27 protein-coding genes and 1 riboswitch are annotated in these 22,951 nt (G+C 35.9%); of the genes, 13 read left to right on the top strand and 14 right to left on the bottom strand.

Annotated elements, in window-relative coordinates:
- Positions 1-4: 4 nt before the first annotated feature.
- The 4 genes from P2Q73_RS17690 to P2Q73_RS17675 form a co-directional block, all read right to left on the bottom strand.
- Positions 5-952, bottom strand: a complete 948-nt coding sequence (locus tag P2Q73_RS17690) for an ABC transporter permease (RefSeq protein WP_053591270.1) — start codon at positions 950-952, stop codon at positions 5-7.
- Positions 952-1,887: an ABC transporter permease gene (locus P2Q73_RS17685; RefSeq protein WP_053591269.1), complete on the bottom strand. Its 936-nt coding sequence runs from the start codon at positions 1,885-1,887 to the stop codon at positions 952-954. The genes P2Q73_RS17690 and P2Q73_RS17685 overlap by 1 nt, the downstream gene beginning before the upstream one ends.
- A 15-nt stretch (positions 1,888-1,902) precedes the next feature.
- Entirely contained in the window at positions 1,903-2,727 is an 825-nt protein-coding gene (locus P2Q73_RS17680) for a M55 family metallopeptidase (protein WP_275789573.1), read from the bottom strand.
- 306 nt (positions 2,728-3,033) lie between these two features.
- Positions 3,034-3,345: a hypothetical protein gene (locus P2Q73_RS17675; RefSeq protein ID WP_197275675.1), complete on the bottom strand. Its 312-nt coding sequence runs from the start codon at positions 3,343-3,345 to the stop codon at positions 3,034-3,036.
- A 376-nt stretch (positions 3,346-3,721) separates the two neighbouring features.
- Positions 3,722-3,823: riboswitch (SAM riboswitch) on the bottom strand.
- 191 nt (positions 3,824-4,014) lie between these two features.
- On the opposite strand from P2Q73_RS17675, the gene corA reads away from it, so the two are divergent.
- On the top strand, positions 4,015-4,977 hold the full coding sequence (gene corA / locus P2Q73_RS17670; protein ID WP_056831241.1) for a magnesium/cobalt transporter CorA: 963 nt from the start codon (positions 4,015-4,017) through the stop codon (positions 4,975-4,977).
- A 32-nt stretch (positions 4,978-5,009) separates the two neighbouring features.
- Here the strand turns inward: corA and P2Q73_RS17665 are convergent, their stop codons facing one another.
- The 4 genes from P2Q73_RS17665 to P2Q73_RS17650 all read right to left on the bottom strand — a co-directional run bounded on the left by P2Q73_RS17665 (position 5,010) and on the right by P2Q73_RS17650 (position 7,880).
- Positions 5,010-5,819, bottom strand: coding sequence for a hypothetical protein (locus P2Q73_RS17665; protein WP_275789566.1), 810 nt, complete (start codon positions 5,817-5,819; stop codon positions 5,010-5,012).
- A 144-nt stretch (positions 5,820-5,963) separates the two neighbouring features.
- On the bottom strand, positions 5,964-6,341 hold the full coding sequence (locus P2Q73_RS17660) for a hypothetical protein (RefSeq protein ID WP_053591265.1): 378 nt from the start codon (positions 6,339-6,341) through the stop codon (positions 5,964-5,966).
- 19 nt (positions 6,342-6,360) lie between these two features.
- Entirely contained in the window at positions 6,361-6,837 is a 477-nt protein-coding gene (locus P2Q73_RS17655; RefSeq protein ID WP_056831249.1) for an acyl-CoA thioesterase, read from the bottom strand.
- A 77-nt stretch (positions 6,838-6,914) separates the two neighbouring features.
- Positions 6,915-7,880: a DUF4003 family protein gene (locus tag P2Q73_RS17650; protein ID WP_275789562.1), complete on the bottom strand. Its 966-nt coding sequence runs from the start codon at positions 7,878-7,880 to the stop codon at positions 6,915-6,917.
- Positions 7,881-7,974: 94 nt separating this feature from the next.
- On the opposite strand from P2Q73_RS17650, the gene rluF reads away from it, so the two are divergent.
- The 4 genes from rluF (at position 7,975) to P2Q73_RS17630 (ending at position 10,275) form a co-directional block, all read left to right on the top strand.
- A complete protein-coding gene (gene rluF / locus P2Q73_RS17645; RefSeq protein WP_053591262.1) occupies positions 7,975-8,679 on the top strand; it encodes a 23S rRNA pseudouridine(2604) synthase RluF in 705 nt (234 codons plus the stop codon).
- Positions 8,680-8,702: 23 nt separating this feature from the next.
- Positions 8,703-9,422: a DUF6904 family protein gene (locus tag P2Q73_RS17640; protein ID WP_275789557.1), complete on the top strand. Its 720-nt coding sequence runs from the start codon at positions 8,703-8,705 to the stop codon at positions 9,420-9,422.
- A gap of 85 nt (positions 9,423-9,507) precedes the next feature.
- Positions 9,508-9,930: an SRPBCC family protein gene (locus P2Q73_RS17635; protein ID WP_275789554.1), complete on the top strand. Its 423-nt coding sequence runs from the start codon at positions 9,508-9,510 to the stop codon at positions 9,928-9,930.
- Positions 9,931-10,275, top strand: a complete 345-nt coding sequence (locus P2Q73_RS17630; RefSeq protein WP_056831257.1) for an ArsR/SmtB family transcription factor — start codon at positions 9,931-9,933, stop codon at positions 10,273-10,275.
- 409 nt (positions 10,276-10,684) lie between these two features.
- Here P2Q73_RS17630 and P2Q73_RS17625 read toward each other — a convergent pair whose 3' ends face one another.
- The 4 genes from P2Q73_RS17625 to P2Q73_RS17610 form a co-directional block, all read right to left on the bottom strand.
- Complete coding sequence (locus P2Q73_RS17625; RefSeq protein WP_275789551.1) at positions 10,685-12,226, bottom strand: Mur ligase family protein; 1,542 nt, start codon at positions 12,224-12,226, stop codon at positions 10,685-10,687.
- Positions 12,227-12,503: 277 nt separating this feature from the next.
- The gene (locus P2Q73_RS17620) at positions 12,504-12,797 is read right to left on the bottom strand and encodes a DUF6509 family protein (RefSeq protein ID WP_275789549.1); all 294 of its coding nucleotides are present in this window, start codon (positions 12,795-12,797) and stop codon (positions 12,504-12,506) included.
- Positions 12,798-13,125: 328 nt separating this feature from the next.
- Positions 13,126-14,142: a serine hydrolase domain-containing protein gene (locus tag P2Q73_RS17615; RefSeq protein ID WP_275789547.1), complete on the bottom strand. Its 1,017-nt coding sequence runs from the start codon at positions 14,140-14,142 to the stop codon at positions 13,126-13,128.
- Positions 14,143-14,145: 3 nt separating this feature from the next.
- Positions 14,146-14,682 (bottom strand): DUF4825 domain-containing protein, encoded by a 537-nt coding sequence (locus P2Q73_RS17610; protein ID WP_275789545.1) that lies wholly within the window; start codon positions 14,680-14,682, stop codon positions 14,146-14,148.
- A gap of 102 nt (positions 14,683-14,784) precedes the next feature.
- On the opposite strand from P2Q73_RS17610, the gene P2Q73_RS17605 reads away from it, so the two are divergent.
- A complete protein-coding gene (locus P2Q73_RS17605) occupies positions 14,785-15,612 on the top strand; it encodes an STAS domain-containing protein (protein ID WP_275789543.1) in 828 nt (275 codons plus the stop codon).
- 52 nt (positions 15,613-15,664) lie between these two features.
- Here the strand turns inward: P2Q73_RS17605 and P2Q73_RS17600 are convergent, their stop codons facing one another.
- Positions 15,665-16,321: a glyoxalase gene (locus P2Q73_RS17600; protein WP_275789540.1), complete on the bottom strand. Its 657-nt coding sequence runs from the start codon at positions 16,319-16,321 to the stop codon at positions 15,665-15,667.
- Positions 16,322-16,333: 12 nt separating this feature from the next.
- Positions 16,334-16,777 (bottom strand): ASCH domain-containing protein, encoded by a 444-nt coding sequence (locus P2Q73_RS17595; RefSeq protein ID WP_275789538.1) that lies wholly within the window; start codon positions 16,775-16,777, stop codon positions 16,334-16,336.
- A gap of 268 nt (positions 16,778-17,045) precedes the next feature.
- Here P2Q73_RS17595 and P2Q73_RS17590 point away from each other — a divergent pair, with 268 nt between their 5' ends.
- The 7 genes from P2Q73_RS17590 to P2Q73_RS17560 all read left to right on the top strand — a co-directional run bounded on the left by P2Q73_RS17590 (position 17,046) and on the right by P2Q73_RS17560 (position 22,663).
- Positions 17,046-18,224: an alanyl-tRNA editing protein gene (locus P2Q73_RS17590; RefSeq protein ID WP_275789535.1), complete on the top strand. Its 1,179-nt coding sequence runs from the start codon at positions 17,046-17,048 to the stop codon at positions 18,222-18,224.
- 64 nt (positions 18,225-18,288) lie between these two features.
- Positions 18,289-18,705 carry a transporter gene (locus P2Q73_RS17585; protein WP_275789532.1) on the top strand — a complete coding sequence of 139 codons (417 nt, stop codon included), beginning with the start codon at positions 18,289-18,291 and terminating at the stop codon, positions 18,703-18,705.
- Between the two features lie 372 nt (positions 18,706-19,077).
- Positions 19,078-19,218, top strand: coding sequence for a hypothetical protein (locus P2Q73_RS20455; protein WP_481747169.1), 141 nt, complete (start codon positions 19,078-19,080; stop codon positions 19,216-19,218).
- Positions 19,219-19,341: 123 nt separating this feature from the next.
- A complete protein-coding gene (locus P2Q73_RS17575; protein WP_056831274.1) occupies positions 19,342-19,737 on the top strand; it encodes a MarR family winged helix-turn-helix transcriptional regulator in 396 nt (131 codons plus the stop codon).
- 19 nt (positions 19,738-19,756) lie between these two features.
- Entirely contained in the window at positions 19,757-20,920 is a 1,164-nt protein-coding gene (locus P2Q73_RS17570; RefSeq protein ID WP_275789528.1) for an MFS transporter, read from the top strand.
- A gap of 106 nt (positions 20,921-21,026) precedes the next feature.
- Positions 21,027-21,563, top strand: a complete 537-nt coding sequence (locus tag P2Q73_RS17565; RefSeq protein ID WP_275789525.1) for a superoxide dismutase family protein — start codon at positions 21,027-21,029, stop codon at positions 21,561-21,563.
- A 17-nt stretch (positions 21,564-21,580) separates the two neighbouring features.
- Positions 21,581-22,663, top strand: a complete 1,083-nt coding sequence (locus tag P2Q73_RS17560; protein ID WP_275789522.1) for a CAP domain-containing protein — start codon at positions 21,581-21,583, stop codon at positions 22,661-22,663.
- Positions 22,664-22,951 lie beyond the last annotated feature (288 nt).

Below are 22,951 nucleotides of genomic sequence, written 5' to 3'. Positions count from 1 at the left end.
ACAGCTACCTCCTCAATTTTGGATCAAGTGCATCTTGTAAACCATCTCCCAATACATTAAAAGCAAACATCGTCAGGGAAATGAAAAGTGCTGGAAATAATAAACGCCACCAGTGCCCCGATAAAATTACAGGCAATGCATCATTTGCCATAACACCCCAACTTGCAAAGGGAGCAGCAATTCCTAATCCTAAAAAGCTTAGAAATGCTTCTGCAAAAATAGCACTTGGAACAGTAAGCGTCATTTGAACTATAATTGGACCCATTGTGTTCGGCAGGAGGTTTTTGCGTAAAATTCTAGAAGTCTTTGCACCAAAGGATTTGGAGGCGGTCACGAATTCATAGTTTTTTATTTGAAGTACCTGTCCTCGAACAATACGAGCCATACCTACCCACCCTGTCACCGTAAGTGCAACAATAATAGTGGTTAAGCTCGCCCCCATTACAACCATTAGTAAAATAACAACCAACAAATGCGGCAATCCGTAAAGCACTTCTACTATACGCATCATTACTGCATCCGTTCGTCCACCTTTATATCCACTCAAACCGCCATAAATAATTCCAATGAAAAAGTCGATAAGGGCTGCCATTACTCCTACAAATAAAGAGATTCGAGCACCATACCATGTCCTAGTAAATACATCACGACCTGCCTCATCCGTGCCAAACCAATGGGCAGCAGAAGGCGCCTGATTTTGACTAGGATAATCAGTGGCTGTTACTGAATAAGGAGAAAAAATTGGACCAAATATGGCAAAGAGCGTAAGTAAAATAAGAAATATTAGCCCGCCCATTGCAAGTTTATTTTTTCGGAGTCTGCGCCATGCATCTTTCCAATAAGATAACGACGGCCTTACAACAGCCTCCGCTTTTTCTTGATTTTTTGGTTTTGGTCTAAACCACTCGTCCTGTACATTTTGTGGGGAAACCACATTTTGTGGGTTTGTCATTACGCATCCCCCTCTTTACGGTGTAATTTTATTCGTGGATCTAGAAATCCGTATACAATATCTACAAGAAATAACATGAATACGAGAAACGCACTATAGAAAACGGTAGACCCCATAATAACCGGATAATCTCGGTTATTAATACTCTCTACGAAGTATTTTCCCATTCCTGGAATGGCAAATATCCGCTCAATAACAAAAGTCCCTGTTAATATACCAGCAAGCATTGTTCCTAAAATAGTTACAACCGGCATAAGGGCATTTCTTAACGCATGTCGCACGACAATTCTCACCGGTGAAAGACCTTTTGCCCGGGCCATTTTTATATAGTCCTGAGTCAATACTTCGAGCATGCTAGATCTCGTTAATCGTGCAATTATTGCTGTAGGACCTGTTGCAAGAGCTAAAGTAGGTAATATCATATGTATCGGGCTGCTCCAAGTAGCCGCTGGAAACCACTCCAAGTTTACTGCCAATTGTTGAATAAGTAAGGTTGCTAGCACGAAATTCGGGACAGAAATCCCTACAACGGCAAAAGTCATTGCTAAGTAGTCAATTATTCCGTTGTGCCGGAGTGCAGCAAGCGTCCCTAAGATAATTCCAGATATTAAAGCGACTAGTATCGTAACCATTCCCAACTCAAAAGATATTGGGAATCCCCTTGCAAGTAATTCATTTACGGAGTCATTCGGCTTTTTAATCGATGGTCCAAAGTCAAATGTCACAATCGACTTTAAATAATACAAATACTGAACATGCATCGGTTCATCAAGTTTGTAAAACTTTTCTAAGTTTGCTTGAATCGTAGGATTAGATGTCCTTTCTCCTTCAAATGGAGACCCTGGAACCGAATGCATTAATATGAAGGTTACGGTAGCAATGATAAGAATCGTAGCAATCATCATAATAAAACGTTTAATAATATATTTCGCCATAAGCAAACTCCCCCCTTAACAAAATTTCGTTTGCATTGCTAGCTCTACCATTACAAGCATCGCCCGGTATGCTTCTAATATATCTTTTGCCTCGAACTTAACTATTGTCGTTCCTTCTATAATTTCACAACCAGGCATAAGTGCCGCCCATTCCGCTTGACCATAATTAACAAATTCAATACGTAATGTTGGATTTTTAGGAGGGGTGAGCGGTTTGATTTGATCTCTATTACTAATCGCTACAGCTACCTTTTCTCTCAATAGTGCATGTGCTTTTCGTGGATGCAATGTCTTAACCGCTGATCTTGAGATAGACTCTTTCACTACTGCAGTAACAACTCCAGGAATCAGTGCCTCAGCCTCTTTACACGCACCATCATCGCCTGCAACCATAATAACTGGTACACCAAAGTGCCCTGCTACATATGCATTTAATCCCAGTTCACCAATTTCTACATCGTTTATATACATATTTCTAACTCCGAATATCATCGAGTGACTCATTACTCCAGGTTGTCCTGCTCTCGAATGATAACCAGCAAATACTGCACCAAGGTAAGATTCATCTAATGCCTGCACCATCGAAAACGGCTTCACATCTCCCGTTATTAAAGAAGCTTCTGGATGCAGCTCTTCTACTAAAATATTATTCATTTTAGAGTGACTATCATTAACTAAAATCTCTTTTACACCTACAGATAGAGCACCTTCTACAATTGCATTTGCCTCTTGTGTCATTATACGGCGAGCACGTTCATAATTATGCTTACTGGAGTCCACAAAAGTATGATCCGGCAAACCTGTGATTCCTTCCATATCAATTGAAAGAAAAAGCTTCATTTCCATCCCCCTTAATCATTTCACCCATCAAAATAAATATAACTTTATCAAAATATATAGAAAATTACAATATGTCTAAATATTTATAATGCCTTTTTTTTGGTAAATACACGGATTCGGTGAGTAATGCGAACATTAACAAAAAATTTAAATCAAGGTAATAGATTAAGGACTTTACACACAAAAAAAGCAAATGCGCTTTTAAAAAAGGCATTTGCTCCTGCGTTTCGGTAGCTACTCGTCGCAGTTAAGTTCGTTGCTTCTGCGCCGTTTCACTTGGTCGTCGCAGTTAAAACAATAATATCCTTAGTAACGAGGACCGAAGAAAGGACGTTGGAATGGTTGTTGGAATCCTCCTTGCGGATATGGGTATGCTTGTAGGGGTGGATTCACAACTACATTTCGATTAGTTTCTGTAAAGTAATGCTGTGGAACATTTACAATATGCTCGCGATTCACATTAACGATTGGATGAATTACAGGTTGCATTCTCGGTATAAAGGAATCACGTACACGATATTGCGGTGGACATACAATTGGCTGCGCAGGTGGTTGTTGCCATGGGGATACTTGAGGTTGATGGCATGAATGACAAGGTCTATGATGATATTGGTTCACGATAAATTCACCTCCTTCTTGCACTTATATTAGTAAATGCAAAAGCAGGCTATAGAAACTAGACAAACACCTCAGTTAATTGCAAATAAAAATGAACCCGAATAACTAATCAACCCCTTTGCCAGTATATAGACAAGGGGGTTGATTAGTTCAAAACTCTGTGTGGTGTAAAATAAATACTTTCTTTCTCTATTGATCAAATGGGATCTTCAAAAAAGAAGTTTTATATTTAACTCGATGCACTTCTTACGAATGGGTAACTGAAGTGAACGAGGTGAAACCAAAGCCAAAATTCTTTCCATATAGCTCTTTAAATCAAATAAAACCTCTTCTTAGAAACAAGAAGAGGTTTACACGTCGTTAAGTGATTATTCTCTTCTTATCTTCAAGCCTAAAAGCTTTTGGAATTAGCACAGTGCAAAAATGCCTGTTGCTGAGGTATCCTAGGGCCAAGTCCCTCCACCTCTCTTGATAAGAAAGTTGTTATATTTGATTAATACCCACTATACAGATAGAAATTATATATGTCAATACTATTTTTTATTTAATCAAACTTTTCCAGTCATTATAAATAATTTATAGGTTAAATATTATGAGGTGTGTTTTGATGGAAGTATGCGAATATGAGATAATGGCAACATGCATTCAATGTAAAAGTGAGGTTTTGATATGATTCAAACGATGGGCATTACAACCGATCACGAAATAATATGTGATTTTCCTCTCCATGATATTAAAAATAAAACGTTTGAATGGTATTGGATTGATATTGGAGAACCTTCTCAAGAAGAAGAGAATCTTCTTAGCTCTTTTTTCCATTTCCATCCGCTAGCAATAGAAGACTGTTTACTAAGACTTCAACGTCCAAAGTTAGACCATTATGATGGGTATGCTTTTTATGTTCTACATACCATTAATGAAGAAACGTTAGAAGCGGAAGAGCTAGATATTTTTGTTGGAAAGGATTATGTTGTCACCTTCCACTTTCCACCTATGCATGAATTGGCTCAAGCACGAGAACGCATTATTCGAAATTCAGAAGGCTGGGAACGTGGGGCGATGCATGCAACCTATCATATCGTCGATAAAGTAGTGGATGCTTATTTTCCAATCGTCTATAAAATTGAGGATTATTTGAATGAAGTAGAAGACAAGCTTTCTTCAGATATGAGACATTTATCTATAGATCAAGTTTTTGACTTACGTAGTGATTTGCTTAGATTACGTAGAACAGTGATACCTATGCGGGATTTATTGTACCGTATTATGAATTCCGAACGAATAAATTTACAACACTCTGAACGTGCATATTTTGGAGACATTTATGATCACTTGCTAAAGCTCACGGAAATGATTGAATCTAATCGAGAACTTACTGCAGATATTAGAGACAGTCATATGTCGATTAACTCTAGTCGAATGAATCGGATTATGATGATTTTAACGATCGTATCCACCGTTTTTATACCATTGACATTTATCGTAGGAGTATACGGAATGAATTTTGCGTATATGCCTGAGCTAGAGTGGAAATATGGTTATTTTGTCGTGATGGGATTAATCGTTGTTATTGCTCTTTCCATGCTTGCTTGGTTTAAATTTAAAGGCTGGTTTTCTCTATTTAAAAACTAAAAAAGAGCTGACGTCGTAATGTCAGCTCTTTTTTATTTTACGTTACCGGTCCAATAGTAAAATAATGCAGTAAAAGTGAGTTTTTGAGCATGGGTCAAGTCATGTGCAAGCGACACATGCACGTTTACTGCTTGTATTTCAAATGCAGGATGAGTTGCATAAGGAAAAATTCCAAAACGATACGTAGCTAACCGTTTTCCATTGGAATCATCGACATCAATATCTCCATACATACTTTTTGCTTCCATTTGCAGTATCTTCTCATTGTTCGCATTAAAAATAATGGCTCTATTTTTAACTGAAAAAGGAGGCATGACAACAGTGGATAAATGGTTTTTTGTGTGGTCATAAACTTTTATCTGCATAAATTTTAATTTATTTTTCAAAGTGAATTGACTTACTATGCTATCATCCATTGTTTTTAAATTGTATGTAATAGGTATCAACATTCCCTTTTGAAAGATCTCAAATGCAGATAGCATCTTCTTAACTCCATGATCCTTAGCAGGTTCAATCTTATATAAACGTTCTCCTCTTCCTGAAACTAAGTAGGTAACTGGAATAATAGATACATCCCTTTGAAAATTAAGTTCTTTTATGGGAAATTCAGCAGAATAATATTCACTATCTATTTGCTGCTCTTTCGGTAATTTGTCTGCAGCATTTTGAATGACAAAAGAAGTACTAAACAATATAAAAAACGTAAATCCTATTAAAAAATGAGTCTCAAAATCGTACAACAGTACATCTCTAAAAATAACTACTAAAACTATGTATAGGCCAAATATTAGTATAGATCCTAGCTTTGTATATTTTGCAGCACGTTCGTATATATGTTGCATAGCCCATCACTCCTTCTTTTATGCTTACGAATGAACATTTGAAATGGTTTCATTATGATAAAGCATTTCAAAGTAAGGGATTGAATCTTGATCTAAAGAAAAAAACCTTTAGAAGACCTATTTTAAGGGACTCCTAAAGGTTTTTTAGTGTTTTTCAATTGCACGAACGTATAATTTTTTCAAGAAATATCCTAATACATATAAACTAATAAGCGCAAAAGCAATTAGTAATAGGTCCTCTACTGCAGTTGGTAAACTTAGAGGAACTATAAAAATGCTGAATAAGACAAATAAATAAATAATACCTGCAATACCCGCTATAAGCACTACTCCAATAATAGAAAGCTGTGCATAGGTGAGCTGTTTAATATGGTGTCTTTGCCTAATTATTTCAAGAACAATAGCAAGTGCTATGATTGTGAATGTGATAGTAACCTCGCCAAAATACGCGTAGTTTATTAAATATACAACGAGCAGCGTGATCATAATATACTTATAAAATTCATCTATTTGTTTAAGCATATATTCACATCCTTATCAATTAGTAATTCATCTCTAATCGCTGTTTACGATGGATACGTCTAGCAGGACCTGATTCAAATAAACGAGTTTCTTCTTCTGTTTCAGGATGAATACCCGGTACCGAAACAGGCTTACCATTTTCATCTACTGCAACCATTGTTACAAAAGACTCCGTTGTAAGTTTTTCTTCTCCAGTTATTAAATTCATCGAGGTTACTCGAACATAAACTTCCATAGATGAACGACCTGTATTTGAAACAACAGCCTCTAACTCCAATACATCCCCTACTTTTGCAGAAGAAAGGAAATCAACAGAGTCTATTGAAGCAGTTACCACTGCACCTTGCGCATGCTTCATGGACGAAATCGCTGCGATCTCATCGATAAATGCAAGTACCCGTCCACCAAAAATAGTTTGGTGATGATTTGTATCAGGCGGAAGGATCAAGTGGGTTTGTATAGTTCTAGATTGACTCATTGGATTTGTGTTCATCATGTATTACTCCTCAAAATTTTCTTTATTTGCTCTATCGTTTTTTCGTAAAGCATATCAGTTATAGTATAGCATGAAGATCATTCAGAGTTCGAAGATGAAGCTGCGGCACTTGAAGCAGCGATCGTTGAAATCATCATTGCCTGTTGTGCTTGAAGTAGCATTTCAAGCGATGTTGCCATTGAGATGGCCGCTGTAGCATAAGTGTCTTTGGAAGCTCTCATTTCCCATCCAAGAGCGATAGATAGAGCACTATCCTTATACCAAGAGAATAGTTTCATACTCGCTAGTGATTCATATGTTGTAACTATTGCTTTTAGTTGTTCTTCATTCATTTTCAGTGCAGCCATAAATCCAATCATAGGATATTGAGGGGCTGATGTTTTTATCTTTACACTTTTTAATCCATCTCGAATAATGACTGCACGTTTCACCAAGTCTTCCTCATATTCAGCATTTGTATACGTTAGTACCTGCGACATCCATTGTAGTTCATTTCCGGAGTAGAATTTATAATTTCTAAGCTCCTTATAGTAGCGATTCATCGTTTCTGCACGGACAGCGGTATCTCCATTTAATTTCCCTAAAAACATGGCATAGGGATAATCGTCTGTTGATGTTAAAAACCGATGGTGCTTTTTCATATCTGCCATTAGCTGTTTAGCCCGTTCCATTTCCTCTGCCCAGTTTACTTTGTCATCTGACATCAATAACGCTGCTAAATAAGTATAACTATTTACTTTAAAGGAAGAGTTTTTTAATGCTTCTATCTTCTCTAATAATAAATCTACAGCTTGTTGTGGCTCTTGGCCTGCTACATCTAATGTAGCAATGAAAAGCGGGTTTAAGTGAGAACGTAATGGAGAGAATATACCCGCTTTCTTTTTAATAACGATCTCTATTTCCTTGAATCTACTTTCATTTAGTTCTTTATCTAGAGTCACATAATAACCAGCAAGCGAGAGAGTGACACGTTTATCAACACCCCAGCTTAATAATTTTTTTAAAGTGTTGAATGTCTCTTCTATTTTTTGATTAATCGTCATAGTCAATCACTCCTTTTCTTTTTTACGCGCTTTACTCTAAAATAGTTTCAAGTTTTGTTATAATCATTCTAACAAGAAAAGTAGGTGTTTTAGGATGCGCATTAATAAATTTTTAAGTGAAGCTGGAATTGTCTCAAGACGTGGTGCCGATAAGTGGATAACAGATGGTAGAGTAACTATCAATGGAGTGATGGCTGAACTTGGAAGTAAAGTGGAAGCTGGAGACGACGTGCGTGTAGACGGAAAACCGATTGCCGTTGAACAACCATTAGTGTATCTCGTTTTGAATAAACCGGTCGGTATCACCAGCACAACAGAACGTCACGTAAAAGGTAATATTGTCGATTTTGTCAATCACCCACTTCGTATTTTTCATATTGGTCGCTTAGATAAAGATTCGGATGGATTAATTTTGCTGACGAATGATGGAGACATAGTGAATGAAATATTACGGGCTGAAAATAAACATGAGAAAGAATATATTGTTACTGTAAATGAAAGAATAACCGATTCATTCATTGAAAAAATGGCTTCTGGTGTAAATATTTTAGGAACGAAAACACTACCCGCAAAAGTAAAAAAAGTTGGTCAAAATACTTTTAATATAACTCTTACACAAGGTTTAAACAGACAAATAAGAAGAATGTGCTCTGCACTAGGATTTACTGTGAAGAGATTACAACGTATTCGTATTATGAATATAACATTAGAAGGTCTATCTATTGGAGAATGGAGAGAATTGACCGATTTAGAGAAAAAAGAATTGTTTTCTACGCTTAACTATTCACCAAAAAGGTAATAGAACCTTAGGAGGTGGAGAATATGCTTGCGTTAAAAAGCACGGAAAATATGACGGGCGTATTAATTAGTGGTGATTTTTGGGATTTAGATGAGCTTTGCTCTGCAATACATCATCTGACGGGAAAAGAAGATCGATATATGGACTGGCAAGGAGCTCGAATGCGTTTATTAGGTGTAACATCCGAAATACGTTATGCCTATCAAGGAAATCGCAATATTGATTTTGTAGCAAATGGCTTACACAAAGAAATGATGAAATCCCATGACTTTATAGCTCCAGAAAATAATATTTATTACTCTACCGAGATTTTGTGGCCTGAGCTAGTTTTCTCATTTATTGCCTTAAATGATTTTATCCAGTTATATAAAAAATACGAATTTGCGAATGATTTTGATTTGCATATTGTAAATGTTCGCAAATTCCAAGCACTTATTTCGGAAGCATGGAAGGATATATTAACAAACGAAGAATATGCAGTAATACTTAGTGCTGTTTATTCACCAGAAACAACTGTAGAAGAATATGCAATTCAGTATATTGATATGTTAAATCTATCTTATATTGAGATGACTAAAGATCAACGAACTAAATCTTTTTCTTCAATCGTCCAAAATATCGTAATGGAAAATGGCGAATATGAGGCTATCAAGAAAAAAGTAATTGCGGAAGCTAGTAAAACAAAAAGTGCTATACACGATTTACGTTTTAATGTGAACTACCCAGAACAGATTGATTGGTAATCACTTGACATGAAACCATTTTGTTTCGTATTATTTTATATGAAACCATTTGGTTTTATTTTTTTTGGAGAAAGAAGGATATTAATTGGGAAATAAACTTAAAGATATTATTCAAACAGTCACTATAAATGCACCTATTCAAAAAGTATGGGAAAATGTATCAACCGCTGACGGGATTGCAAAATGGTTTATGCCGAATGACTTTCAATTAGAAGAGGGATACGAGTTTCATATTCAATCTCCTTTCGGTCCATCCCCTTGTAAAGTAACAGAAGTAGACCCGCCAAATAAGCTTTCTTTTATTTGGGATACAGAAGGATGGTTTGTTTCATTTATTTTAAAAGTGATGGACGATAAAACAGAATTTACTCTTATTCATGGCGGTTGGAAAGAAGCAGATGACAAACTTATAAAACCGAATGAAAAAAGTTCTGTTATCCGTGATAGAATGGCTCATGGTTGGGAAGGAATCGTACAAGAGCGCTTAAGAAAGGCTATTGAAAACTAATTGGAAACTTCTGCAAAAAAGTATGATGTATTTCAGGCCATAGCCGATCCAACTCGCAGAGAGGTTTTAAAGTTACTTGCTGAAAAAGAGCTACCGATTTCGGAAATCACTTCCCACTTCCCAATGAGTCGTACCGCAATAGCAAAACATCTTAACGTGTTAACGGAGGCTGAGTTAGTCAGTGGTCAAAAGGTTGGAAGAGAAAAGATCTATCGCCTTCATACAGAACCATTACAGGAATTAAAACAATGGCTTTCTTACTATGAGCAATTCTGGCATAACAAACTATCCATCCTTAAGCATGTAGTAGAAAATAGTGAAAATAATACCCGAGAAACTGAGTAAAGGGAAGTACCCTTGTCTGCATTTGAAAATTGCGCCATTTAAAAGCAAAACTATTTTCAATCGTTTCCAAATAGCTATGGACAGACTTGGCTACATCATTACCGTGTGATTTTTAGGAGAGGAGGATCGTGACTAGCGTCACGACCTCCTCTCTTTTGTAATTCGAAAATCACCATACTTTGGTAATTGTTATACGGTTGGAACGCGGGTTTTAAATGTGGTTTAGAAACGAAAGTTTCTCCAATAATATCTAGAGGAATTGTCATTTGCATGTTTTAGATCGGCGCTCGCCCGCGGAATGCGTCCGCTTGGAACGGAATAATATCGCACTTTTAAATAGCAGCTATGAAGAAAGAGGCTGCCCTTAAAAGTCTTTTTTATGACTCTCAGAACAGCCCCTGTTTTACTTTTACGAGTTCCCTGCTACACGTTTTTCAAGTGGTTGGAATAGCTTCTTTTTGTCTACATCTGGTCGAATGGTTTCCAGTTGTTCCAACGCAATCTTTGCACCATAATCCATACCTTGACATCCAGCCAGTAACAATAGATCGCCATCCGTCACTTCTCCCAAACTACGTTCAATTGCATCTGGTAACTCTTCGTACAGATGAACTTTAATACCTGCTTCATCCATTACTTCTTTAAATACTGCAACCTCCGCATCTGAAACTACATCCTTCTGAGTGACATGTGATCGGCTAAGGGTTGCAGTGATTTCATGAATACCAAGTCTAGGAGCCCATCTTGCAATAGCTTCTGCATTTTCTTTATTGACCGTTACTCCACGATCTCCCCGAATAGCATATACAAGTGATACGCGATTGAATTCCATTTTTTCTAATGTTCCTAACGTAATATCTATATTTCCACTATTAGCGAAATGATCATCAATAATTTTAAAATCTTCTTCAAAGATTATTTCAAAACGACGTTCCACTCCAACAAATTCAAATAAGCTTTTTTGAATAGTTTTAACAGGTACTTCACAAAGTAACCCAATGACAATGCTTACCATTGAGTTATATACTGAATGGAATCCAGGAGTAGAAAGTTCAATTTGAAATTGCTGCTTTGGAATAACAAGATCTGATGTAATTAGGTCACGTGTAATATCTACAGTAAATATAGCTCGTCCTGTCGATAAATCTAAGTTTTTACATAAGACGTCTGCCGTTTGATTTTCTACTCCTATTGTGATTACTTTTGCTTTTGTTTTATTTACAAGCGAAGCAGAATATTTATCGTCTAGATTTAAAATAGCGACCTTGTCAGCTCCCGCGTTACGAATAAGACTAGATTTATGCATAAAATAATTCTCGAAAGAAGAATGCAAATCAATATGCTCTCTACTTATATTATTTAGAGTAACTATATCAAAATCAACACAGCCCACTCGATTTAACTCTAGTGCTGAAGAAGAGACTTCCATTGTTGCGTGAGTAACTCCAGCGTCGACCATTTGTGCGTAAAAGCGTTGTAAATCTAGAGATTCTGGAGTCGTTAATTCGGATGGCTCTGCATAATCTCCAATTTTTACAACTACCGTCCCCATTAATCCTGTAGTCAATCCATGATTCTCTAAAATGGCATTTGTCATAAAGGATGTAGAAGTTTTCCCATTTGTCGCAGTTATTCCAATTGTTTTTAATTTTCTCGTTGGGTGATTATAAAATGTATCTGCAAGTGTCGCAAGAGCAACACGACCGTTCTCTACCTTGTACTGAGGAACTTCTAATCCCTCTATAAAATCTTCGACAACTAATGCAATCGCACCATTTTCAACTGCTTGTCCCGCAAATTGATGTCCATCTACCTTAAATCCTTTTATACAAACAAATACTTGTCCTTTTTCTACTTTTCGAGAGTTATAGGCAAGTCCGGTTATCTCTATCTCTTTTTCGTTTTTGACTTCTAATATACTTACATATTCCATTATCTTTGTAATTTCCATTAAAATGGCCACCTTTGTTAATGATGAAATTCGCCTTGGCGTCTTTATGTCTAGATGTTTATCGAGCTCGCCCGATAAAGTCTCCTTAAAATCTGTCACATTCATGCAGGAATTAACATTATTTCGTAGTGGTGATTTCCTGATGAATAGTGTTAAATCATTATCTTACAGTTTACCCCAATTATCAAAAGAAGAAAACAGCTAAGATAAATCGCTGCGTGAATAAACATTTTTATACATAAAAAAAGAGAAGGATCTCCCTTCTCTAAAGTATTTTTTATATTGCCTCGTTAAAATGTTCCTTACAAAAGTTGAGAACAAGTGCCTCTTCTTCGTCTTCTAAACCAAAATCCAATACTTTGCCATTGCTTCTGTTTAAAATGTGATATTGAACAATTCGTTCCACTGCATCTTCCACTGCTAAAATAACCCTTATGTCTAAAGAATCGCCTTCTTCAAATAGTTCATCATCTTCCGGTACTTCAATACCAAGTAAAAATTCGTAACGATCCCCTACAATGATTCCTGTAGGATCTTTTATTTTTTCAACCTCATAGGATGTTATGTTCAAAAATTCCACCTCCATTAAATTATTTTATCACTTTCTAGTTAGAAAATAATGCCCTAACTATTTTGTTGTTATAATGAATATAGAAAACATATTAGGGGGAGAACAAACTGAAACTTAACGCAGAAAAGATTATATATATTATTGTCCCACTATATCTTCTATTATTAGTATTTGGAAAAGGTCTTAATAGTATCCTTTTCTCCATTCTTTCATTGGTCTTGGGAATCACTATGCTCTATCTAGCCTATAAACTACTACGAAAACAAAGAGAAGAGCGAAAAAAGAGTTAAAAAATCCTGCATTACTTCTGCAGGATTTTTTAATCTTATCACATCAGTTCATCTTCTATTTCTTTCATTACTTTAAATGCGCCTTTAGAGATATTTGCACATATCGCTAGTGTGATGTTAGATTCTGGATAAAAAGCAGAATGGAAGCTTACTCCAGGGTCATAACCCATTACATGATACTTAAAAATAGTTCCCTCTTTTTTAGCAATCCATACTCCATAACCATAAAAGTCATTCCCATCTTCCAGTACATGTGGAAAAAGTAATTGATTGGTTACCGATTCACTTAATAGTGCATTACCCAAAAGAGCATCCCAAAACTTCACCATGTCCATAGCACTTACAAAGGCTCCTCCATCCGAACCTCCCTGGACAGGCAATGAATATACATTTGTTTTCCAAGTGCCGTCCTTGTAATCTATATACCCAGTAGCAACATTTCCAGGAAGTTTATCTAAAGCAAAATAACCGGAATCGAGCATTCCTGCTTTATCAAAAACATGTTGTTGTACATAATCGGTAAATACTTGTCCACTCACTTTTTCAATGATTAAACCAAGAAGAATATAGCCAGCATTATTATAGTGAAATCGCTCACCTGGATTAGCTTTCATTTTTTCATTTTGAAAAAAAGGTAAAAAATCCTCCAAATGACGCATATGATACATCGGTTTAGCTATCCATAATTCTTCAAAATCATCCATAACCTCTTCATCAAAATAATCGGGAATACCTGATGTATGGGTTAATAGGTGATGAATTGTTATATTTTCATCAAAATTTGGAAAAGTGATTTCTAAGCATTCCGTAAGCTTCGTATCAAACGTTAGCTTTTGCTTCTCAACAAGCTGACAAATAGCAACAGCTGTAAAGATTTTACAGCCAGATGCGATACCGAAACGTGTATCTTTCCTATTTTTTATAGAATCTCCACGATTAGCATAGCCAGTGTTAGACTCTAAAAGCACTGATTCTCCATTTTTAACAAAAGTCACCCCTGAAAAATCTATTTCTCTTTGAATTTGCTCTATTTTTGTCATTAAACTACCCATCATTTTTTATTCCCCCTGTTTTGTATAAAGATTCAGCCATGCACCGCTATCCTTCTCCAGCAAAGGTTTTTGTACTAGTTTCTTAAAAACTTCTGGATTAATTAATTGAGAAAAGTCGTTTCCAAACCATTCTTTCACATTAGCTTTCTTAACGACATATGTTCGATCTGAATACTGTAAATTTATTTCTTCTATATTTTTAATTAGCACAAAAGCAGCTGTAGTGTTGTAAATGACTGCTTTTTCCGTTTCTTCACTACTTAGAGAATCATAGTTTACAACTAATATTAATTTCTCCGAATCCATTTCTATACTTTTTTTATCATTAGCTAGCGGCAAGTTATTGAATAGATTACTTGTATTAGCTGCATCACCCATGTAGTCATTTTCATAAGCCAATACTTTCTCAAAAGAGTGAGTAGCTACACTTAACTGACTTGTTTTATCCTCTATTACGTTTTTTTGATTGTTATTTAAAACATAAACTACACCGATAAGTAAAAGCATAGCCATAATGATGATTAGCCATGTGTTTTTTTGCATTCAATTCCCTCCAAGCTATGCCACTGTATAAGAACATCACTAGTATAAAATCATTAAGTAATCTACAATATAATTACTAGAATATAGAAAACGAGGGATTCCATGAGTAAACTTAATGAAGATTTATATAATTATTTAATAGAGAATAAATCAAAAATTACAGATGAATGGATTACCTGTCAACTTCTCGCAAACCCAACATATGTTACATTAAAAACTGAAGCATATTTAAGGAAAGAAAATGAAGCTTTAATAGAAGCTATTACATCTATTTTTGTACAAAACAAAGATAAATTTAAAGAATATATTGATAATCGTGCATTTAAAGTTGCTGAAAAAAGAGCTACAGAATCATTCCCTATTCATGAAAGTATTCAGGGATTTAATAATACACGTAAAGTTTATTGGAACTTTGTGCAAGAATTCATTAAATCTACTGATAAGATAGTTACTGTAGACGATGTCTCTAGTTGGTCAAATGAAATGAATTCAGCCTTTGATTATATAGTGCAAATATTTTCAAAACATCATTACGAACTAACTCAGAAAATGCTCGAATATCAACAAGCTCTAATTTTAGAGCTAAGCAGTCCTGTCATCCCAATAAAGGAGGGCATTGGTGTGTTACCACTTGTTGGTAAAATCGATTCCCAACGGAGTCAAATAATATTGGAATCGACTTTAGAGCAATGCACTGCAAAAAAACTTTTTACTATTTTTATTGATTTATCTGGAGTTCCTATTCTGGATACAATGGTGGCCCAACAGCTATATCAACTTCTAGTAGCACTTAAACTGATTGGTGTAGAGCCTATTTTTTCTGGTATACGACCAGAATTAGCAAGGACAGCGCTATCCTTAGAAATAGACTTTTCATCGATTAAAACATATTCTACTTTATCCCAAGCACTGATAGCCCATCAAAATTAATAGCGAACAAATGCGGCAAGGAGAATTCTAAAGAGGAATTTTTCTGTCGCTTTTATTGTTTTATTTGCATCTTTCCGTCATTCAATACTATAAGGCGTTGGCCATCTTCAAGCTCTATTTCTAAAGGAGAATTTTCGCTTATTTTTTTGGAAAAGTACCATCTTCTATTAGGTGGAACTAACAAAATAAACGTATCTTTAGTTCCTAAAAAGTTGAGTTCATCTGGTTCAATGTCTACGTGACCTGAAATTGGTATACCAATATTTTGGAGTTGATCTCCTACTTCTTGAACAAAAGGGGTAGTAATACTTACCTCACTTAAATTCAATAGTGATTCCACACTAAAGTCGCTCCATTTGTCCACACTGCGTCTTGCAATGAATTCAATTACATTCCCTGCTGGATCTTCAAAATAGAAAGCATCTGCATCAAAACGTTTATAGTAAATTTCGTCTACAGAATCTTCTCTGTTTAATGTCACTCTTTCTAATGCCCAATGCTTAGCAAGCGTAAATTGATTACCTGGAATATTAATAGCAAAATGGTATAATGTCGATTGCTCGGACTCACAAAAAGTAAGCGTGGACGTACCAATAGATACTGTGAAATAGGAATTACTTGACTCTAAAATTTGAAGCCCTAACACATTGCTATAGAAACCTTTTAGTATCTTTAATTGATTTGTATAAAACATAACAGCTTTGAACATCTTCTCACCCCATTATTTGGTATTGATTAACTCAAAGCGCTCACAAACTAGCAACATATCCTCGGAGAACTCTAAATTTACTTCCTCTAATGCTTTTGTAAAAAACTGAACATGAGCATTTTTCCAGTGATTGTAAGAACGATTTCCTTCTCCTTCAGCATATGCAAATTCTGCAGATACCTTGTTCATAGGTAAAATTTTTACTTCAGTAGTTCGAATAATACAAACTGGCTCATCTTGGCTATTTAGCACAACACTGTAGTCATCCACTTTTGGTAGAGGTTCTTTTTCTAATTTATAAAAGATGTGTCCAGAACAAGTTGCCGTTTTAACCCCATCCACAACTAGTTGGGCTAACTCATCTGGAATTCCTCCAAACTGCCATGCACTAACAGATGTAGGTTTCACTCTCCCTTTCCAAAATGTATCCCAATAAAATTGTGCAGATGAGTTCATAATTTCCCCTCAATTCTTCTATATAGTTCCAGTATAGGGAAGAATGACAATAAATACTATTGCAAATTTATTATTTTAATCGTCAATTTCATACTGCATTGACTAAAGGTTGCCTATGTACAGTCAATTAGAACGTGAATAGATTTTTAACTCAAGATATTACAAAGAGGTGTCTTTGAGAGAAATCCTTTATGAAGAACTAGGAGACCAGATTAAAAATGCGGTCTCCTCTTTATCATGCTATATTTTAAGAAAGGAGTGATAGCACGTGACGATTAAACTTTATTATAAAGATGCATACATACAAACATTTTCCGCAAAGGTTATTAAAAAAGAGCAGGATTATGTTGTCCTTTCGGAAACTACGTTTTATCCTACTGGTGGCGGGCAACCACATGATACAGGCACATTAAATAATATAGCTGTTACGAATGTAGAAACAATAGATGGGGAGATTAGACATTACTTAGCAACAAACCTTCCTTCCGATATAGAGTATGTGGAAGGAGCTATCGATTGGAAAAGACGCTTTGACCATATGCAACAACATAGTGGGCAGCATATATTGTCAGCTGCTTTTGACAACTTGTTTGGTTTGCAAACGGTTAGCTTTCATTTAGGCAAGGATAGCTCCACAATTGATATAGATACGAGTGAAGTTTCAGAGGAACAGTTACAACATGTTGAAGACCTCGCAAATCAAATTATTTTGGATAACCGGACTATAGAGACAAAATGGGTTACGGAAGCAGATCTTAAGGACTATAAACTTCGAAAAGCTACAAAAGTCAAAGAAGATATACGTCTTGTTCTTATCCCAGATTTTGATGATAATGCATGTGGTGGTACACACCCAACATCAACAGGGCAGATTGGTCTAATCAAAATACTGCAAACCGAAAAACAAAAACGAATGATTCGAGTGGAGTTTGTTTGTGGTAATCGAGTAATATCGCATTTACACCGTAAACAATCAATAGTCTCTAATTTGATACAAAGCTTAAGCTCACCTGAAGAAAAACTAGAAGACACTGTAAGGGCATTGCTGTATAACGGAAAAGCACATGAGAAACAAATAGCAAACTTAAAAGAAACGCTTGTGCATTATGAAGCAAAACAACTTATTCAAAATAATCAAGGACGACTAATCTCATCAACTTTCCAAGGACGAACAATTCAAGAGCTTCAAAAGCTTGCAAAATTCATCACTTCTGAATCAGAGCAATCAATCTGTATCTTAATATCTGAAAATGAAGATCGCTTACAATTAGTTTCCGCTAAAGGTCAAGCTGTGGAACAAAGTATGAAACAACTAATGGAATCTATCTTGCCTTTCATAAACGGCAAAGGTGGAGGAAACGATACTATTGCCCAAGGCGGAGGAGAAAAGATTCTCTCAAGTGAGCAATTACTAGAAAAAGCACTAACTAATATCCATTCCTTATAACCGTTCCATATTAATCCTCCTCACATATACTATGTTGAATATATAGTGAAAGGAGGATTTATTAATGAATCAATTCCCAGATTTTCAACCAGGTAGAGGACAGTTTCCAGGGCAATTCCCGGGAGGGCAATTTCCAGGGCAGGGTCCAGGGCAGTTTCCAGGACAGTTTCCAGGACAGGGTCCTTCTTTTCCACCAGGATTTCCACCTGGTCAGCAACAGCAAGGAGGAGCGCCTACAAGTGCCCCTCCATCCTTCGTTCCTCAAAGACAACAGAGTGTAGGAGTTTTTGCAGTAGATCCAGGTGCTATTCGTGGTTGTCTATTCCGCAATACCTATGTATGGCTAACAAATGGACGTTCTTTCTGGTTCTTCCCAACTTTTGTTGGTAGAAATTCAGTTGCTGGCTGGAGATGGAACGGTCGCAGATGGACATATTATGGTACAGATTTAAATAGAATCGCTTCATTCCAATGCTTCTAAGAATCAAGCGCACTATTTTTTAATACGCTCAGACTGCAGACAAACTCAAAGAATTTTGAGCTTGTCTGCAGTTTTTTCTTTTACAATAAAAAAATGCTGAATAGACTGTTGATTTCTACTTCTGGCGGAAGCTTTCCGCTGAGGAGCCGCCCTCTGTAAATCAATCGTGCGGATAATTACATGATGGTCCAACATGGCGTATCGCTAATTCTTAGGGTTCGATTTCCATACTAAAATGTCGCACTTAATTAGTATCCTTTTTTATGTGCGATTTCGATAAGCAGGATGTTTTTAAGGAAGCATAAGACCCAATTGCTGCTGCGCTATAAAAAAAACCATAAAAATACCTGCGGACAAGTCATGAGGGTGACTGTGAATATAGAAATGAATAATCCAATTATTGTTGCAATTGATGATAAATATTGTGGTTTAATGGGGAATACCTTTTTCACTATTTCTGTTATTATGAGAATAACAGGTACTGCCCAAATAGAATCCCAAACGTTCGTGTGAATAATAGGAAACTCTGTCATCACATTATGTCCTTCGAATCAATACCTTTACAAATTTCGAACATAGAAGTAAAATATTTAACTAGGTAAACAATAAAATAATCGTATAAGGAGTTTCCGAATAATGAATCCACTTTTTCATGAGCTTTTTCAAAAAACTCGTTATTTAACAAACGAGATAAATTATACATTAAAAAAACATAATTTATATGCATCGCAATGGTCTGTTCTTTTCTGCATTAAGAAGCATGGAGAAATGTCTTTAACTCAAATTTGGAAGTATTTAAATGTGGAAGCTCCTACGATTACTCGTACAGTTTATCGCTTAGTTGAGCTCGGATGGGTAGATATTTACCCTGGTAAAGATCGCAGGGAAAAAATCGTGAAATTGTCGGAAAAGGCCCTACTTGATTTTCCGGAAATTAAAGCTTCAATTGTTGAATTTGAAGAGAGAACTGTCTCTAATCTCACGCCTGAAGAGCAAATTTTACTAATCCAGCTCCTACAAAAAATGAAATAAACAAGGTGGCGTAATTGTTTTGAAAAAGAAAGAACCCATATGGACAAAACCATTTATCAGTTTGTTCACAACAAACTTTTCTATCTTTATTATATTTTATGGTTTAGTTTCTGTGCTTCCTCTTTATGCAACAGATGTATTATCTCGTTCAGATGAAGATGCTGGTTTATTAATGACCATTTTTTTAATTTCTGCAATTTTAGTTAGACCTTTCTCTGGTAAAATTCTAGATATCGTCGGAAAGCGAAAAATGCTTTGGACAACGTTGTCTCTATATTTAGTATGTACAGCGCTTTACTATTTTATTGAACCATTTGAAGCATTATTAGTTTTACGATTTGTTCAAGGTATTTTCTTTAGTATCGCAACTACCGCAAGCGGATCGATGGCTGCAGATAATATTCCGATTTCAAGACGCGGTGCTGGACTAGGTTATTTTACAATGTCTACTAACTTAGCAGTAGTTGTAGGCCCATTGATTGCATTAACACTAGTTCAATATTTTTCTTATGAATTCATGTTTTTAGCCTTAACCGCTTTATTAGTAATTGGTGCACTTACTGCACTCATGATTCCAGAAGATAAGAAGCCTGCTAATTCGCTACCCAAAACTAAATTAACTTGGAATGATCTTTTTGAGAAAAAGGCTTTAACAGTAGCATTGATGGCTAGTTTAATTGCTTTTTCTTACGCTAGTGTGTTGTCTTATTTATCTATTTACTCACAAGGTAAAGGATTGCTTCATTTAACAAGCAGCTTTTTTGCCGTTTTTGCCATAGTAATGCTTGTAACAAGACCATTTACTGGACGAATTTTCGACGAGAAAGGACCTAAATATATTATTATTCCAGGTATACTTTCCTTTATCTTAGGGCTTGTTTTACTTGCTTATGTAGATTCTCCTTTTCTATACTTACTTTCAGGAGCATTTGTTGGCCTAGGATATGGAGCAGTAGTGCCAAGCTTCCAAACGCTTGCAATCCAATCGACGAAGCATGAGAGAAGCGGCTATGCAACTGCCACATTTTTTACACTCTTTGATACAGGCTTAGCGATCGGTTCCTATATACTTGGAATCATTGCAACCCAACTTGGTTATCAAAATTTATATTTATTTTCTACTATTTTTCTTATAATCGCTCTGATTGTATTTATAGTTAGACAGAAGAAAACGACCGTTTAGCATACACGCTAAACGGTTTTCTTTACCATTTTTATTAATCATTCATGTATATTTACCCTAAATTTGGTAAGACTTGAATGGAATATCATTTGGGGAGGGTAATTAGTTGAAAATACAATACATTTTTTATTTAATGGTAGTAACAATCTTCATGGGAGGATGTAACTTTTCCTCGGCAGATGCAGATTTAAATGAATCGTTACAAGTTTCATTATTGAACACAGAAGGAAAAGAAGTTGGACAAGCTACACTTTCTGAACATTCTAAAGGAGTACACATCCTGTTAAAAGCGGAAGGACTAACTCCGGGAACGAAGGCGATCCATTTTCATGAAAAGGCTATTTGTGAAAAGCCAGAGTTTACTACTGCAGGAGCGCATGTTAACCCAGAGCATAAAGAGCATGGCTTCCAAAATCCAAAAGGATATCATGCTGGGGATTTACCTAACATAGAAGTCGACGAAGATGGTAAAGTAGAGTTAGAAACAGTTTCACCCGCTGTTGTATTAACTGCTGGGAAAAGCAATTCACTGTTAGATGCGGATGGTAGTTCTATAATTATCCATGAAAATGCGGATGATTATAAAACCGATCCTGCTGGAAACTCAGGTGCTCGAATAGTGTGTGGTGAAATAAGTAAGTAAGTTAGGCGGTGATTGCGATGAGAAAAATAGGTTGGTTTTTACTATTAGTTTTAGCCATTTTCTTCTCTAGACCATTATGGGAAGAATATGCTTCCGAATATGTAGATTTAACCTTCTTAACACCCGTAGATAATTGGATTGACTCTTTAGAGGTCGGTCAATATTTAAATGAGGCAAAAGCATATTGGGAGGAATTAAAAGAGGAACCAGCTGATACAATTTCTTCTGAACAAAAGCCTTCTACAGGAAATGGGATAGAACTAGATAAAATAACAATTGGTATGAAAAAAAGTGAAATTGAGAAAATTCATGGTGCTGCTAAAAGAGTTAGTCTGAATGAGTATAACTTAGTTTGGCATACGTACCATGAGAACTATAAAAATTTCATGATGGTTTCATATGATATTAATAACGTAGCAAACGCTATGTTTACGAACCAGCCTTCTCAGTCTTCTTTTCTAGGCTTGAATATAGACAGTACTAGGGATGAGGTCCATGCGGTGCTTGGTGAACCTCTCACTAAACTCAAGAAAGGTAACATAGTCTATATCCTACCAAATAATGGGGAATATGATTTATATTTAATAGATGGAAATTATATAACGATATTTTATGATCTACATGAAAGTAACACGATTACTGCTTTACAAATAGTAGCCCAATCTGTTGAGAAGGACCATCAAACGACATTTGGGGAGCCTTCCGAAGAGCTAAAAAAGGGGTTTGAGTTTCAGCTTTTTGACTTAACAAATTCCGCTCGCGTTATTCGTGGCCTTTCTATTCTTACGTATGATGAGGCAGTAAGTGAAACGGCTCGAAAACATAGTGAAGATATGGCCATCCATAATTACTTCAGTCATGAAAACCTCAATGGAAAATCTCCATTCGATCGACTTGAAGATGATGGTTTACTATTTTCTTATGCAGGAGAAAACTTGGCTTATGGACAATCTAGTAGTATTTTTGCCCATGAAGGACTAATGAATTCTATGGGGCACCGTAAAAATATACTAAGTGCAGATTTTGAAAGCTTAGGAGTAGGCACAGCGTTTAACAAAGAAGATACCCCGTATTACACGGAAAATTTCTTTTCGGAATAATAGTTGTACAATTGCTACACCATTACCATGAATCGAGATTGGAGACAAAAGGCAGTTTACTATTTGTTCTTTGTTCTTGTTCATAACTTTTTTTGTCATCATTTTCTATTAACTCAAGATGATTAGTGTGCCTAAGTATTTAATGCGGGAAAGCGAGACTGACGAGAACCCGCACGTAGCGTACCATGACACTAAAAAAGTCTATAGAATTTGACTTTACTAAATAATTTCGTCCGATAAATAAGAAAATCGTTGAAACGGCTCCCTTTCCGCGGGCGTTGCCTTAGC

It is taken from the genome of Bacillus sp. Cr_A10 (genome assembly GCF_029222665.1).
Lineage (GTDB): Bacteria > Bacillota > Bacilli > Bacillales_A > Planococcaceae > Psychrobacillus.
Note: the sequence above shows the minus strand (reverse complement) of the source record. Positions and strands in the feature narration are given on the sequence as shown.

Bases quoted from the DNA above. Each gene is read 5' to 3' on its own strand.
- P2Q73_RS17610 (WP_275789545.1), bottom strand. From the start codon at position 14,682: ATGCAAAAAAACACATGGCTAATCATCATTATGGCTATGCTTTTACTT.
- P2Q73_RS17595 (WP_275789538.1), bottom strand. From the start codon at position 16,777: ATGAACTCATCTGCACAATTTTATTGGGATACATTTTGGAAAGGGAGA.
- P2Q73_RS17560 (WP_275789522.1), top strand. From the start codon at position 21,581: ATGAGAAAAATAGGTTGGTTTTTACTATTAGTTTTAGCCATTTTCTTC.
- P2Q73_RS17680 (WP_275789573.1), bottom strand. From the start codon at position 2,727: ATGAAGCTTTTTCTTTCAATTGATATGGAAGGAATCACAGGTTTGCCG.
- P2Q73_RS17615 (WP_275789547.1), bottom strand. From the start codon at position 14,142: ATGATGGGTAGTTTAATGACAAAAATAGAGCAAATTCAAAGAGAAATA.
- rluF (WP_053591262.1), top strand. From the start codon at position 7,975: ATGCGCATTAATAAATTTTTAAGTGAAGCTGGAATTGTCTCAAGACGT.
- P2Q73_RS17690 (WP_053591270.1), bottom strand. From the start codon at position 952: ATGACAAACCCACAAAATGTGGTTTCCCCACAAAATGTACAGGACGAG.
- P2Q73_RS17575 (WP_056831274.1), top strand. From the start codon at position 19,342: ATGAATCCACTTTTTCATGAGCTTTTTCAAAAAACTCGTTATTTAACA.
- P2Q73_RS17660 (WP_053591265.1), bottom strand. From the start codon at position 6,341: ATGCTTAAACAAATAGATGAATTTTATAAGTATATTATGATCACGCTG.
- P2Q73_RS17640 (WP_275789557.1), top strand. From the start codon at position 8,703: ATGCTTGCGTTAAAAAGCACGGAAAATATGACGGGCGTATTAATTAGT.
- P2Q73_RS17650 (WP_275789562.1), bottom strand. From the start codon at position 7,880: ATGACGATTAATCAAAAAATAGAAGAGACATTCAACACTTTAAAAAAA.
- P2Q73_RS17665 (WP_275789566.1), bottom strand. From the start codon at position 5,819: ATGCAACATATATACGAACGTGCTGCAAAATATACAAAGCTAGGATCT.
- P2Q73_RS17655 (WP_056831249.1), bottom strand. From the start codon at position 6,837: ATGATGAACACAAATCCAATGAGTCAATCTAGAACTATACAAACCCAC.
- P2Q73_RS17605 (WP_275789543.1), top strand. From the start codon at position 14,785: ATGAGTAAACTTAATGAAGATTTATATAATTATTTAATAGAGAATAAA.
- P2Q73_RS17625 (WP_275789551.1), bottom strand. From the start codon at position 12,226: ATGGAAATTACAAAGATAATGGAATATGTAAGTATATTAGAAGTCAAA.
- corA (WP_056831241.1), top strand. From the start codon at position 4,015: ATGATTCAAACGATGGGCATTACAACCGATCACGAAATAATATGTGAT.
- P2Q73_RS17585 (WP_275789532.1), top strand. From the start codon at position 18,289: ATGAATCAATTCCCAGATTTTCAACCAGGTAGAGGACAGTTTCCAGGG.
- P2Q73_RS17600 (WP_275789540.1), bottom strand. From the start codon at position 16,321: ATGTTCAAAGCTGTTATGTTTTATACAAATCAATTAAAGATACTAAAA.
- P2Q73_RS17685 (WP_053591269.1), bottom strand. From the start codon at position 1,887: ATGGCGAAATATATTATTAAACGTTTTATTATGATGATTGCTACGATT.